Origin of the sequence: Streptomyces sp. CB00316, assembly GCF_001905595.1 — a bacterium.
GTDB lineage: Bacteria > Actinomycetota > Actinomycetes > Streptomycetales > Streptomycetaceae > Streptomyces.
The window spans coordinates 376,547-389,825 of the sequence record NZ_LIXI01000004.1 but is presented as its reverse complement, the minus strand read 5'-3'; the positions used below and the strand labels follow the sequence as shown (position 1 = coordinate 389,825).

Here is a 13,279-nt window from a genome sequence, read left to right as displayed (position 1 = left end):
CTTCCCAACGCTCTGTCCCCCGGGGTCCGCGGCCGACCGGTCCGTAACCCCTACCGTCCGCGCCGTCCGGCCCTTGTCCGTCCGCTCTCCGTCCCCCACCACGATAGGCGGCTCCTACGACAACGCCGGACGGTCCTGTGGATAACGGACCGTCCGGCGCTGTTCTGCGGGAGAATCGCCTACCGCACGAAGATCCCCGCCTGGCCCGCGAGGTCCAGGAAGTACTGCGGGGCCAGGCCCAGCACCAGCGTGACCGCCACACCCACCGCGATCGTCGTCATGGTCAGCGGGGACGGGACGGCGACCGTGGGGCCGTCCGCCTTCGGCTCGCTGAAGAACATCAGGACGATCACGCGGATGTAGAAGAAGGCCGCGATCGCCGACGAGATCACACCGACCACGACCAGCGCGCCCGCTCCGCTCTCCGCCGCCGCCTTGAAGACGGCGAACTTGCCGGAGAACCCCGAGGTGAGCGGGATCCCGGCGAAGGCCAGCAGGAACACCGCGAAGACCGCCGCGGTCAGCGGCGAGCGGCGGCCGAGCCCGGCCCACTTCGACAGGTGCGTGGCCTCGCCGCCCGCGTCCCGCACCAGTGTGACGACGGCGAACGCGCCGACCGTCACGAAGGAGTACGCGCCCAGGTAGAAGAGGACCGAGGAGACCCCCTCCGGGCTGGTCGCGATGACACCGGCGAGGATGAAGCCCGCGTGCGCGATGGAGGAGTAGGCCAGCAGCCGCTTGATGTCGGTCTGGGTGATCGCGACGACCGCCCCGCCCAGCATCGTGATGATGGCCACCGCCCACAGGACCGGCCGCAGGTCCCAGGTGAGCCCGGGGAGCACCACGTACAGCAGGCGCAGCAGCGCGCCGAACGCGGCGACCTTGGTGGCGGCCGCCATGAAGCCGGTGACCGGGGTCGGGGCGCCCTGGTAGACGTCCGGGGTCCACATGTGGAACGGGACGGCACCGACCTTGAAGAGCAGGCCGACCAGGATCAGCGCGCCGCCGATGAGCAGCAGCGCGTCGTTGCCCATGGTGCCGGCGAGGGCGGGGTCGATCTCCAGGACCGAGCCGTCGACGACGTTGGCGATGGTGGCGTACGAGAGGGAGCCCGCGTAGCCGTAGAGGAGGGCGATCCCGAAGAGCAGGAACGCCGAGGAGAACGCGCCGAGCAGGAAGTACTTCACGGCCGCCTCCTGCGACATCAGCCGCTTGCGGCGGGCGACGGCGCACAGGAGGTAGAGCGGGAGCGAGAAGACTTCCAGCGCGATGAAGAGGGTCAGCAGGTCGTTGGCGGCGGGGAAGACGAGCATGCCCGCCACCGAGAACAGGACCAGCGGGAAGACCTCGGTGGTGGCGAAGCCCGCGCGGACGGCGGCCTTCTCGGCGTCGCTGCCGGGGACCGTACCGGCCTGGGCGGCGAAGGAGTCGACCCGGTTGCCGTGGGCGGTGGGGTCGAGCCGCCGTTCGGCGAAGGTGAAGACGGCCACCACGGAGACCAGGAGAATGGTCCCCTGGAGGAACAGGGTGGGGCCGTCGATCGCGATGGCGCCCATGGCCGCGATCTGGGCCTTCGTCGTGGCGTACCCGCCGGCCGCGAGGGACACCACGGCGGCGAACGCGGCGGCCAGCGCCACCACGGTCAGCAGGAGCTGGGCGTGGTAGCGGGCCTTACGCGGTACGAAGGCCTCCACCAGGATGCCCAGGACGGCGCCGATCACGATGATCAGGACGGGCGCGAGCTGGGCGTACTCGATCGTGGGCGCCGTGAAGCGGTCCCCCGGGGCTGCGGATGTCACCCCGCTCGCCGTCGTCCACAGGCTGTGGACAGCTGTTGCGCTCACTTGGCGGCCTCCACCTCGGGCTGGGGGTCCTTCTTCTGTACGTCGGACATGGTGTGCTTGACCGCCGGGTTGACGACCTCGGTGAGCGGCTTCGGGAAGACGCCCAGGAAGAGCAGGAGCGCGATCAGCGGTACGGCGACCACCAGCTCACGCGCCTTGAGGTCGGGCATGGTGCGGACCGACTCGTTGACCGGGCCGGTCATCGTCCGCTGGTAGAGGACGAGGACGTAGACCGCGGCGAGCACGATGCCGGAGGTGGCGATGATCCCGGCCACCGGATAGGCGCTGAACGTGCCGACGAGGACCAGGAACTCGCTGACGAACGGGGCGAGCCCCGGCAGCGACAGCGTCGCCAGACCGCCGATGAGGAAGGTGCCCGCCAGGACGGGGGCGACCTTCTGCACCCCGCCGTAGTCCGCGATGAGCCGCGAGCCGCGCCGGGTGATGAGGAATCCGGCGACCAGCAGCAGCGCGGCGGTGGAGATGCCGTGGTTGACCATGTAGAGCGTGGCGCCCGACTGGCCCTGGCTGGTCATCGCGAAGATGCCCAGGATGATGAAGCCGAAGTGCGAGATCGAGGCGTAGGCGATGAGCCGCTTGATGTCGCGCTGGCCGACCGCGAGCAGTGCTCCGTAGACGATGGAGACGAGCGCCAGGGCGATGACGACCGGGGTCGCCCACTTGCTGGCCTCCGGGAAGAGCCCGAGGCAGAAGCGGAGCATCGCGAAGGTGCCGACCTTGTCGACGATCGCGGTGATGAGCACGGCGACCGGTGCGGTCGCCTCGCCCATCGCGTTGGGCAGCCAGGTGTGCAGCGGCCAGAGCGGGGCCTTGATCGCGAAGGCGAGGAAGAACCCGAGGAAGAGCCACCGCTCGGTGGAGGTCGCCATCTCCAGGGTGCCGTCGGCCCGGGCCGCGGCGATCTCGGAGAGCGAGAAGCTCCCCGCGACCACGTACAGCCCGATGACGGCGGCCAGCATGATCAGGCCGCCGGCCAGGTTGTACAGGAGGAACTTGACCGCCGCGTACGAGCGTTGCTTCGCGGCGTTCTCGTCGCTGCCCGCGTGGGCCCGGTCCCCGAAGCCGCCGATGAGGAAGTACATCGGGATCAGCATGGCTTCGAACAGGATGTAGAAGAGGAAGACGTCGGTCGCGAGGAACGACAGGATCACCATGGCCTCGACCATGAGGATCAGCGCGAAGAAGCCCTGGGTGGGGCGCCAGCGCGAGGACTTCGTCTCCAGGGGGTCGGCGTCGTGCCAGCCGGCCACGATGACGAACGGGATCAGCAGCGCGGTGAGCCCGAGGAGCGCCACCCCGATGCCGTCCACGCCCAGTTCGTACCGGACGCCGAAATCGGCGATCCAGGCCTTGGACTCGGTCAGTTGGTAGCGGTCGCCGCCCGGCTCGAAGCGGGCGAAGACGATGCCCGCCAGGACGAGCGTGGAGAGCGAGAAGAACAGCGCGACCCACTTGGCCACGGTGCGCTGTGCGGCGGGGACGGCGGCGGTGGCGATGGCTCCGATGGCCGGGAGCGCCGCCGTCGCGGTCAGGAGGGGAAAGGACATGTGATCAGACCGCCCTCATCAGCAGGGTCGCGGCGATGACGACCGCCGCACCGCCGAACATCGAGACCGCGTAGGAGCGGGCGTAGCCGTTCTGCAGCTTGCGCAGCCGGCCGGAGAGCCCGCCGACCGAGGCGGCCGTGCCGTTGACGACGCCGTCGACCAGGGAGTGGTCGACGTAGACGAGCGAGCGGGTGAGGTGCTCGCCGCCGCGGACCAGGACGACGTGGTTGAAGTCGTCCTGGAGCAGGTCGCGGCGGGCCGCCCGGGTGAGCAGCGAGCCGCGCGGGGCCACGACGGGCACCGGCTTGCGCCCGTACATCGTCCAGGCGACCGCGACGCCGATGACCAGGGCCACCACGGTGGCTCCGGTGACGGTGGCCACGCTCAGCGGGGAGTGCCCGTGGTCGTAACCGGTGACCGGCTCCAGCCAGTTGACGAAGCGGTCACCGATGGCGAAGAAGCCACCGGCGAAGACCGATCCGACGGCCAGCACGATCATCGGGATCGTCATGGACTTCGGGGACTCGTGCGGGTGCGGCTCACGGCCCTCGGCGTCGGGCTGCCAGCGCTTCTCGCCGAAGAACGTCATCAGCATCACGCGCGTCATGTAGAACGCGGTGATCGCGGCTCCGAGAAGGGCGACGGAGCCGAGGATCCAGCCCTCGGTGCCGCCCTTGGCGAAGGCCGCCTCGATGATCTTGTCCTTGGAGAAGAAGCCGGACAGGCCCGGGAAGCCGATGATGGCGAGATAGCCGAGGCCGAAGGTGATGAAGGTGACCGGCATGTACTTCCGCAGGCCGCCGTACTTGCGCATGTCGACCTCGTCGTTCATGCCGTGCATCACCGAACCGGCCCCCAGGAAGAGCCCGGCCTTGAAGAAGCCGTGCGTCACCAGGTGCATGATCGCGAAGATGTACCCGATCGGACCGAGGCCCGCGGCGAGGATCATGTAGCCGATCTGCGACATCGTGGAGCCCGCGAGCGCCTTCTTGATGTCGTCCTTGGCGCAACCGACGATCGCACCGAAGATCAGCGTGACCGCGCCGACGATGGCGACGACCAGCTGGGCGTCCGGAGCACCGTTGAAGATGGCGCCGGAGCGGACGATCAGATAGACACCGGCGGTGACCATGGTCGCGGCGTGGATGAGGGCGGAGACCGGGGTCGGGCCCTCCATCGCGTCACCGAGCCAGGACTGGAGCGGCACCTGGGCCGACTTGCCGCACGCGGCGAGCAGCAGCATCAGGCCGATCGCCGTCAGCTTGCCCTCGCTGGTGTCACCGGTCGCCTCCAGCACCGGCCCGAAGGCGAAGGTGCCGAAGGTGGTGAACATCAGCATGATGGCGATCGACAGCCCCACGTCACCGACGCGGTTGACCAGGAACGCCTTCTTCGCGGCGGTGGCCGCGCTGGGCTTGTGCTGCCAGAAACCGATGAGCAGGTACGACGCCAGACCGACGCCCTCCCACCCGACGTACAGCAGCAGGTAGTTGTCGGCGATGACCAGGATCAGCATCGCCGCGAGGAACAGGTTGAGATAGCCGAAGAAGCGGCGCCTGCGCTCGTCGTGCTCCATGTAGCCGATGGAGTAGATGTGGATCAGGGTGCCCACACCGGTGATGAGTAGGACGAACGTCATCGACAGCTGGTCGAGCTGGAAGGCGATGTCGGCCTGGAAGCCCTCCACCGGAATCCAGCTGAACAGGTGCTGGTGCAAGGCCCGGTCCTCGGCGCCCTTCCCCAGCATGTCGGCGAAGAGGACGACGCCGATGACGAACGAGGCGGCGGCGAGCACGGTGCCGAGCCAGTGCCCGACCCGGTCCAGACGGCGGCCGCCGCAGAGCAGGACCGCCGCTCCGAGCAGGGGCGCCGCGACGAGCAGCGCGATCAGGTTCTCCACGATTCCGGTCCCCTTACAGCTTCATCAGGCTGGCGTCGTCGACCGAGGCCGAGTGGCGGGAGCGGAACAACGACACGATGATCGCGAGCCCGACGACGACTTCCGCGGCGGCGACGACCATCACGAAGAACGCGACGATCTGTCCGTCGAGGTTTCCGTGCATCCGGGAGAACGTGACGAGCGCCAGGTTGCACGCGTTGAGCATCAGCTCGACGCACATGAACAGCACGATCACGTTCCGCCGGATCAGCACCCCGGAGGCGCCGATCGCGAACAGCAGGGCCGCGAGGTAGAGATAGTTGACCGGGTTCACTGGGCGGCCTCCGAATTCTCCGCCGCGGAGGCGGGGTTCGCCCCGCGTGCCACGGCGTCCGCGTCCTCACGTCCGAGCCGCTCGCCGGAGCGCTGCTCCAGGGCCTTGAGATCGGCGAGGGCCTCCTGGGAGACATCGCGGATCTGGCCCCGGTCGCGCAGCGTCTTCATGACGGTGAGCTCGGACGGGGTGCCGTCGGGCAGCAGGCCGGCGATGTCCACCGCGTTGTGCCGGGCGTAGACACCGGGAGCGGGCAGCGGCGGGAGGTGCTTGCCGCGCACGCGCTCCTCGGACATCTCCCGCTGGGTCTTGGCCCGTTCGGTGCGCTCGCGGTGCGTGAGCACCATCGCCCCGACGGTCGCGGTGATCAGCAGGGCGCCGGTGATCTCGAAGGCGAAGACGTACTTCGTGAAGATGAGGTTGGCGAGCCCCTCGACGTTCCCGCCGTGCAGGGCGTTGGCGGCGCCGAGCCCGTTGAAGGCGGAGAGCGAGGCGTTGCCGATGCCCCCGATCAGCAGGATGCCGAAGCCGAGGCCGCAGGCGACGGCCAGCCAGCGCTGCCCCTTGAGGGTCTCCTTGAGGGAGTCCGCCGCGGTGACGCCGACGAGCATCACGACGAAGAGGAAGAGCATCATGATCGCGCCGGTGTAGACGATGATCTGGACGATGCCGAGGAAATAGGCGCCGTTGGCGAGGTAGAAGACGGCCAGGACGACCATGGTCCCGGCGAGCGCCAGGGCGCTGTGCACCGACTTCTTCAGCAGGATCGTGGAGAAGGCGCCGATCACGGCGACGGTCCCCAGGATCCAGAACTGGACGGCCTCACCGGTCGAGGTGGTGGCCGCGGCGATCACGCTCATGCGCCCGCCCCCTCGTCCTCGTGGGCCTTGCCGTCCGGGGTGATGACGACGGACGCCCCGGTCTCGGTCCTGCCCTTGGAGAGCGCCGGCTGCTGCACCGTACCGGGGGCGGCCTCGGTGACCAGGCCCCGGTAGTAGTCCTGTTCGTCCATGCCCGGGAAGATCGCGTGCGGGCTGTCGACCATGCCTTCCTCCAGGCCCGCGAGCAGCTCGTCCTTGGTATAGATGAGGCTCTCGCGGGTGGTGTTGGCGAGCTCGAACTCGTTCGTCATCGTCAGCGCCCGAGTGGGGCAGGCCTCGATGCACAGTCCGCAGAGGATGCAGCGCGCGTAGTTGATCTGGTAGACGCGGCCGTAGCGCTCGCCCGGGGAGTAGCGCTCCTCCTCGGTGTTGTCCGCGCCTTCCACGTAGATGGCGTCCGCCGGACACGCCCAGGCGCACAGCTCGCAGCCGACGCACTTCTCCAGGCCGTCCGGGTGGCGGTTGAGCTGGTGGCGGCCGTGGAAGCGGGGCGCCGTCACCTTCGGCGTCTCCGGGTACTGCTCGGTGAGCCGCTTCTTGAACATGGCCTTGAAGGTCACGCCGAAGCCGGCCACGGGGTTCTGGAACTTCTCCCCCGCCGCTCCCGATTCGCCCGAGGACCCAGCGGATCCCGATGAGCCCGTGAGCTCTGGTTTCTCAGACACCGCCGGCCTCCTTTCCGTCACTCGCGTTTCCGTCACTCTGAGTATCCGACCCGCCACTGACAACGAGCTCCCGCTCGCGCCTCGGTACGCGCCTGGGCACCGGCGGCAGGCTCTGTCCGGGCAGGGGTGGCACCGGGAACCCGCCCGCCATCGGGTCGAATGAGGGCTCCGGTCCGGCCTCCGCCTCCTGCGCCCTGACCCTGCGGTCGCGGAACATGTCGACGACCAGGGAGATCAGCAGGATGGCGAGCACCGCCCCGCCGACGTACAGCACGATCCGGGAGAAGTCGTAGCCCTCGTTCCGCAGCGCGCGGACGGTGGCGACGAGCATCAGCCAGCCCACGGAGACCGGGATCAGGACCTTCCAGCCGAGCTTCATCAGCTGGTCGTAGCGGACGCGTGGCAGGGTGCCGCGCAGCCAGATGAAGAAGAAGATCAGCGCCTGGAGCTTCAGGAAGAACCAGAGCATCGGCCACCAGCCGTGGTTCGCCCCCTCCCAGAACGCGGAGATCGGGTACGGGGCCCGCCAGCCGCCGAGGAACAGCGTCACCGCGATCATCGACACGGTCACCATGTGGATGTACTCGGCGAGCATGAACATCGCGAACTTGATCGAGCTGTACTCGGTGTTGAAGCCGCCGACCAGGTCACCCTCGGACTCCGGCATGTCGAACGGGGCCCGGCTGGCCTCCCCGACCATCGTCACCATGTAGATGAGGAAGGACATCGGCAGCAGGATGATGTACCACCGGTCGCCCTGCGCCTCCACGATGGTGGAGGTCGACATAGACCCGGAGTAGAGGAAGACCGAGGCGAACGCGGCGCCCATGGCGATCTCGTAACTGATCATCTGGGCACACGAGCGGATCCCGCCGAGCAGCGGGTACGTCGAGCCCGAGGACCAGCCGCCGAGCACGAACCCGTACACCCCGACCGCTCCGACGGCGAGGATGTAGAGCGCGGCGATCGGCAGGTCGGTGAGCTGCATCGTCGTACGGGTGCCGAAGATCGAGACCTCGTTGCCCGCGGGCCCGAACGGGATGACCGCGACCGCCATGAAGGCGGGGATCGCCGCGAGGATCGGCGCGAGGACGTAGACCGCCTTGTCCGCGCGCTTGACGATGACGTCTTCCTTCAGCATCAGTTTGACGCCGTCGGCGAGCGACTGGAGCAGTCCCCAGGGGCCGTGCCGGTTGGGGCCGATCCGCAGCTGCATCCAGGCGACGACCTTGCGCTCCCACACGATGGAGAAGAGCACGATCAGCATCAGGAACGCGAAGCAGAAGACCGCCTTGACCAGCACCAGCCACCAGGGGTCGGTGCCGAACATCGACAGATCCTCGGCGGCGAGGACGGCACGCCCGGGTGCCGTCGTGAATGCGGTGGGGCCCATCACGCTCGTACCTCCGATGGTTCGACGGGAGCACCCGGTGCGGCGGCGGGGCCGATCCGTACCAGGCCGCCGGGGTTCGCACCGGTGTCGGCGGGGATGCCGCGTCCCACCGAGTTCAGCGGCACCCAGACCACGCGGTCCGGCATGTCGGTGACCTGGAGGGGGAGTTCGACGGTGCCGGCGGGGCCGGTGACGGCGAGCGGGTCGCCGTCCTTGACGCCGGTCTCGGCCGCCGTGGTGGCGGAGAGCCGGGCGACGGCGGCGTGCCGGGTTCCGGCGAGCGCGGTGTCGCCCTCCTGGAGCCGGCCGAGGTCGAGCAGCATCCGGTGGCCCGCGAGGACCGCCTCGCCGTCGCCGGGCCGGGGCAGCGGCTGCGCCGGCTCGCGCGGGTCGTCCGCGTGGCCGCCCTCCCAGCCGCCGAGCCGGTCCAGCTCGCGGCGGGCGGCGGTCAGGTCCGGCAGCGCGAAGTGCACGTCCATGGCGTCGGCCAGCATGTGCAGCACGCGGGAGTCGACCGGCGCGAGGGTCCGGGGCATCTGCTCGGGCTTCAGCGCGGCCTGGAACATCCGGACCCGGCCCTCCCAGTTGAGGAAGGTGCCGGACTTCTCCGCGACGGCGGCGACCGGGAAGACCACGTCGGCCCGGGCGGTGACCTCGCTCGGCCGCAGCTCCAGGGAGACCAGGAACCCGACCTCGTCCAGGGCCTTCAGCGCACGCGCCGGGTCGGGCAGGTCGTCCACGCCGACGCCGGCGACGAGCAGCGCGCCCAGTTCGCCGGTGGCCGCGGCCTCGATGATCTGGCCGGTGTCACGGCCGTGGCGGGAGGGCAGTTCGGCGACGCGCCAGACGGCGGCCACCTCGTCCCGGGCCCGCGGGTCGGTGGCCGGGCGGCCGCCGGGCAGCAGGGTGGGGAGCGCGCCCGCCTCGACCGCGCCCCGGTCGCCCGCCCGGCGCGGAATCCACACCAGGCGTGCGCCGGTCGCGGCGGCGGCCCGGACGGCGGCGGAGAGTGCGCCGGGCACCCCCGCGAGCCGCTCACCGACGATGATCAGGGAGTGCTCGCCGCGCAACGCCTCGGCGGCGACGGCCCCTTCGGCCTCCAGACCGACCCCGCCCGCGAGCGCGTCCAGCCACTCGGTCTCGGTGCCGGGGGCGGCGGGCAGCAGCGTGCCACCCGCCTTCACCAGGCCGCGCGTGGCGTGCGAGGCGAGGGCGAAGGTCCTCTGGCCGCTCCTGCGGTGGGCCTTGCGGAGCCTGAGGAAGACGCCGGGGGCCTCCTCCTCGGACTCGAACCCGACGAGCAGGACCGCGGGGGCCTTCTCCAGCGCGGTGTACGTGACCCCCTCGCCGTCCAGGTCCCGGCCGCGTCCGGCGACCCGGGCGGCCAGGAAGTCGGCCTCCTCGGCGCTATGGACCCGGGAGCGGAAGTCGATGTCGTTGGTGTCGAGGGCGACCCGGGCGAACTTGCTGTACGCGTAGGAGTCCTCGACTGTCAGCCGGCCGCCGGTCAGGACGCCGGTACGACCGCGGGCGGCGAGGAGTCCGGCCGCCGCCACTTCGAGCGCCTCGGGCCAGCTCGCCGGCTCCAGGACGCCGTCGGCGTTGCGGACGAGCGGGGTGGTGAGCCGGTCGCGCTGCTGGGCGTAGCGGAAACCGAACCTCCCCTTGTCGCAGATCCACTCCTCGTTGACCTCGGGCTCGTTGGCCGCGAGGCGCCGCATGACCTTGCCACGGCGGTGGTCGGTGCGCATCCCGCAGCCGCCCGAGCACTGCTCGCACACCGAGGGGGTGGAGACCAGGTCGAAGGGGCGGGAGCGGAAGCGGTACGCCGCCGAGGTCAGCGCGCCGACCGGGCAGATCTGGATCGTGTTGCCGGAGAAGTACGACTCGAACGGGTCGCCCTCGCCGGTGCCGACCTGCTGGAGGGCACCGCGCTCGATCAGCTCGATCATCGGGTCGCCCGCCACCTGGTTGGAGAAGCGGGTGCAGCGCGCGCAGAGCACGCACCGCTCACGGTCCAGCAGCACCTGGGTGGAGATCGGCACGGGCTTCTCGAAGGTCCGCTTCTTCCCGTCGAAGCGGGAGTCGGCGCCGCCGTGCGACATCGCCTGGTTCTGCAGCGGGCACTCGCCGCCCTTGTCGCAGACCGGGCAGTCCAGCGGATGGTTGATCAGCAGCAGCTCCATCACGCCCTTCTGCGCCTTCTCGGCGACAGGAGAGGTGATCTGCGACTTGACGACCATGCCGTCGGTGCAGGTGATGGTGCAGGAGGCCATCGGCTTGCGCTGGCCCTCGACCTCGACGATGCACTGGCGGCAGGCGCCGGCCGGGTCGAGGAGCGGGTGGTCGCAGAAGCGCGGGATCTCGATGCCGAGGAGTTCGGCGGCCCGGATGACCAGGGTCCCCTTGGGGACGCTGATCTCGATGCCGTCGATGGTCAGCGTGACCAGGTCCTCGGGCGGGATGGCCGCCTCGCCGCCCCCGGAGGGCGCACTCGTGGTGACTGTCATGCGTTCACCCCCCGGTGAGCGTTCTTGCCGTCGGCGTTCTTGTCGTCGGCCCAGGCCGTGGATTTCGCGGGATCGAAGGGGCAGCCCTTGCCCGTGATGTGCTGTTCGTACTCCTCGCGGAAGTACTTCAGCGAGGAGAAGATCGGCGAGGCGGCGCCGTCGCCGAGGGCGCAGAACGACTTGCCGTTGATGTTGTCGGCGATGTCGTTCAGCTTGTCCAGGTCGGCCATCTGGCCCTTGCCCGCCTCGATGTCGCGGAGCAACTGGACCAGCCAGTACGTCCCTTCGCGGCAGGGCGTGCACTTGCCGCAGGACTCGTGGGCGTAGAACTCGGTCCAGCGGGTGACGGCCCGCACGACGCAGGTCGTCTCGTCGAAGCACTGGAGCGCCTTGGTGCCGAGCATGGACCCGGCGGCGCCGACGCCCTCGTAGTCGAGGGGTACGTCGAGGTGCTCGTCGGTGAACATCGGGGTGGAGGAGCCGCCCGGGGTCCAGAACTTCAGGCGGTGACCTGCCCGGATGCCGCCGCTCATCTCCAGGAGCTGGCGCAGCGTGATGCCGAGCGGTGCCTCGTACTGGCCGGGGCTGGTGACATGGCCGCTGAGCGAGTAGAGCGTGAAGCCCGGGGACTTCTCGCTGCCCATCGACTTGAACCAGTCCTTGCCCCTGTTCAGGATCGCGGGAACCGAGGCGATGGACTCCACGTTGTTCACCACGGTGGGGCAGGCGTACAGACCGGCGACCGCGGGGAAGGGGGGTCGCAGCCGGGGCTGTCCACGCCGTCCTTCGAGAGAGTCGAGCAGCGCGGTTTCCTCACCACAGATGTACGCGCCGGCACCTGCGTGCACCGTGACTTCCAGATCGAGCCCTGAGCCCAGGACGTTCGTCCCCAGATAGCCCGCCTCGTACGCCTCTCGTACGGCCTCGTGCAGTCGTCGCAGCACGGGGACGACCTCACCGCGCAGATAGATGAACGCGTGCGACGAACGGATCGCGTAACAGGCGATCACGATGCCCTCGATGAGGCTGTGCGGGTTCGCGAAGAGGAGCGGGATGTCCTTGCAGGTCCCCGGCTCCGATTCGTCGGCGTTGACAACCAGATAGTGCGGCTTGCCATCACCCTGCGGGATGAACTGCCACTTCATCCCGGTGGGGAAGCCTGCGCCGCCGCGTCCGCGCAGACCGGAGTCCTTGACGTACGCGATGAGGTCGTCGGGCGACATGGCGAGCGCCTTGCGCAGCCCCTCGTACCCCTCGTGGCGGCGGTAGGTCTCCAGGGTCCAGGAGTCGGGCTGGTCCCAGAAGGAGGAGAGGACGGGGGCGAGCAGCTTCTCGGGGCTCGTCCCGTTGTGGTCGATCTCGGCGGCCAAGGTCATCACTCCCCCTCCTCGGCTGCGGGCCCGGCCGGGTGCTCCGGGTCGGAGGCCGAGGTCTGCTGCGGTGCGTCGTGCGAGCTGAGGTGCTCGGACGGCGAAGGGTCGTGCGGCTGCCCGTCCTTGGGCTGTCCGTCACGCGGGGCGACGACCCGTGCCTTCGGCAGGGTCTCACCCTTGGCGAGCTTGAGCCCGACGAGGGAGGCGGGGCCCGCGCCACCGGAGGCCTCGACGGCGCCGGGGCGCTCGTCGGGGAAGCCGGCCAGGATGCGGGCGGTCTCCTTGTAGGAGCAGAGCGGGGCGCCGCGGCTGGGCTCGACGGTCCGTCCGGCGATCAGGTCGTCGACGAGCCGCGTGGCGCTCTCGGGCGTCTGGTTGTCGAAGAACTCCCAGTTCACCATCACGACGGGCGCGAAATCGCAGGCGGCGTTGCACTCGATGTGTTCGAGGGTGACCTTGCCGTCGTCGGTCGTCTCGTTGTTGCCGACGCCGAGGTGCTCCTTGAGCGTGTCGAAGATGGCGTCGCCGCCCATGACCGCGCACAGGGTGTTGGTGCAGACCCCGACCTGGTAGTCCCCACCGGGCTTGCGCCGGTACATGGAGTAGAAGGTGGCGACGGCCGTGACCTCGGCGGTGGTGAGGTCGAGGGTCTCGGCGCAGAAGGCCATCCCCGTACGGGAGACGTACCCCTCCTCTGACTGGACGAGGTGGAGCAGCGGCAGCAGGGCGGAACGGCTGTTCGGGTAGCGGGCGATCACCTCCTTCGCGTCCGCGTCGAGCCGGGCGCGCACGTCGGCCGGGTAGGCGGGGGCGGGGAGCTGCGGCATCCCCA

At 69.7% G+C, this 13,279-nt stretch carries 10 protein-coding genes; all 10 read right to left on the bottom strand.

The genetic code is table 11. The annotated features are described in order from the left end of the window. Window positions 1-179 precede the first annotated feature (179 nt). The 10 genes from nuoN to nuoE are packed head-to-tail and all read right to left on the bottom strand — an operon-like array spanning window position 180 to window position 13,274. A complete protein-coding gene (gene nuoN / locus AMK21_RS13250; protein ID WP_073877439.1) occupies window positions 180-1,844 on the bottom strand; it encodes an NADH-quinone oxidoreductase subunit NuoN in 1,665 nt (554 codons plus the stop codon). Then, a complete protein-coding gene (locus AMK21_RS13245) occupies window positions 1,841-3,412 on the bottom strand; it encodes an NADH-quinone oxidoreductase subunit M (RefSeq protein ID WP_073877437.1) in 1,572 nt (523 codons plus the stop codon). The genes nuoN and AMK21_RS13245 overlap by 4 nt, the downstream gene beginning before the upstream one ends. A gap of 4 nt (window positions 3,413-3,416) precedes the next feature. Further along, window positions 3,417-5,312: an NADH-quinone oxidoreductase subunit L gene (gene nuoL / locus AMK21_RS13240; RefSeq protein ID WP_073877435.1), complete on the bottom strand. Its 1,896-nt coding sequence runs from the start codon at window positions 5,310-5,312 to the stop codon at window positions 3,417-3,419. Between the two features lie 13 nt (window positions 5,313-5,325). Continuing rightward, on the bottom strand, window positions 5,326-5,625 hold the full coding sequence (nuoK, locus tag AMK21_RS13235) for an NADH-quinone oxidoreductase subunit NuoK (RefSeq protein ID WP_018510682.1): 300 nt from the start codon (window positions 5,623-5,625) through the stop codon (window positions 5,326-5,328). Then, window positions 5,622-6,485, bottom strand: a complete 864-nt coding sequence (locus AMK21_RS13230) for an NADH-quinone oxidoreductase subunit J (RefSeq protein WP_073877433.1) — start codon at window positions 6,483-6,485, stop codon at window positions 5,622-5,624. Before AMK21_RS13230 ends, nuoK begins: the two co-directional genes overlap by 4 nt. Further along, window positions 6,482-7,171, bottom strand: a complete 690-nt coding sequence (gene nuoI / locus AMK21_RS13225; protein WP_107429918.1) for an NADH-quinone oxidoreductase subunit NuoI — start codon at window positions 7,169-7,171, stop codon at window positions 6,482-6,484. The genes AMK21_RS13230 and nuoI overlap by 4 nt, the downstream gene beginning before the upstream one ends. Continuing rightward, complete coding sequence (gene nuoH / locus AMK21_RS13220; protein ID WP_073877429.1) at window positions 7,164-8,564, bottom strand: NADH-quinone oxidoreductase subunit NuoH; 1,401 nt, start codon at window positions 8,562-8,564, stop codon at window positions 7,164-7,166. Before nuoH ends, nuoI begins: the two co-directional genes overlap by 8 nt. After that, on the bottom strand, window positions 8,564-11,074 hold the full coding sequence (locus tag AMK21_RS13215; protein ID WP_073877427.1) for an NADH-quinone oxidoreductase subunit G: 2,511 nt from the start codon (window positions 11,072-11,074) through the stop codon (window positions 8,564-8,566). The genes nuoH and AMK21_RS13215 overlap by 1 nt, the downstream gene beginning before the upstream one ends. After that, complete coding sequence (nuoF, locus tag AMK21_RS13210) at window positions 11,071-12,450, bottom strand: NADH-quinone oxidoreductase subunit NuoF (protein WP_073877425.1); 1,380 nt, start codon at window positions 12,448-12,450, stop codon at window positions 11,071-11,073. Before nuoF ends, AMK21_RS13215 begins: the two co-directional genes overlap by 4 nt. Next, window positions 12,450-13,274: an NADH-quinone oxidoreductase subunit NuoE gene (gene nuoE / locus AMK21_RS13205; protein ID WP_073877423.1), complete on the bottom strand. Its 825-nt coding sequence runs from the start codon at window positions 13,272-13,274 to the stop codon at window positions 12,450-12,452. Before nuoE ends, nuoF begins: the two co-directional genes overlap by 1 nt. Between the last annotated feature and the right edge of the window lie 5 nt (window positions 13,275-13,279).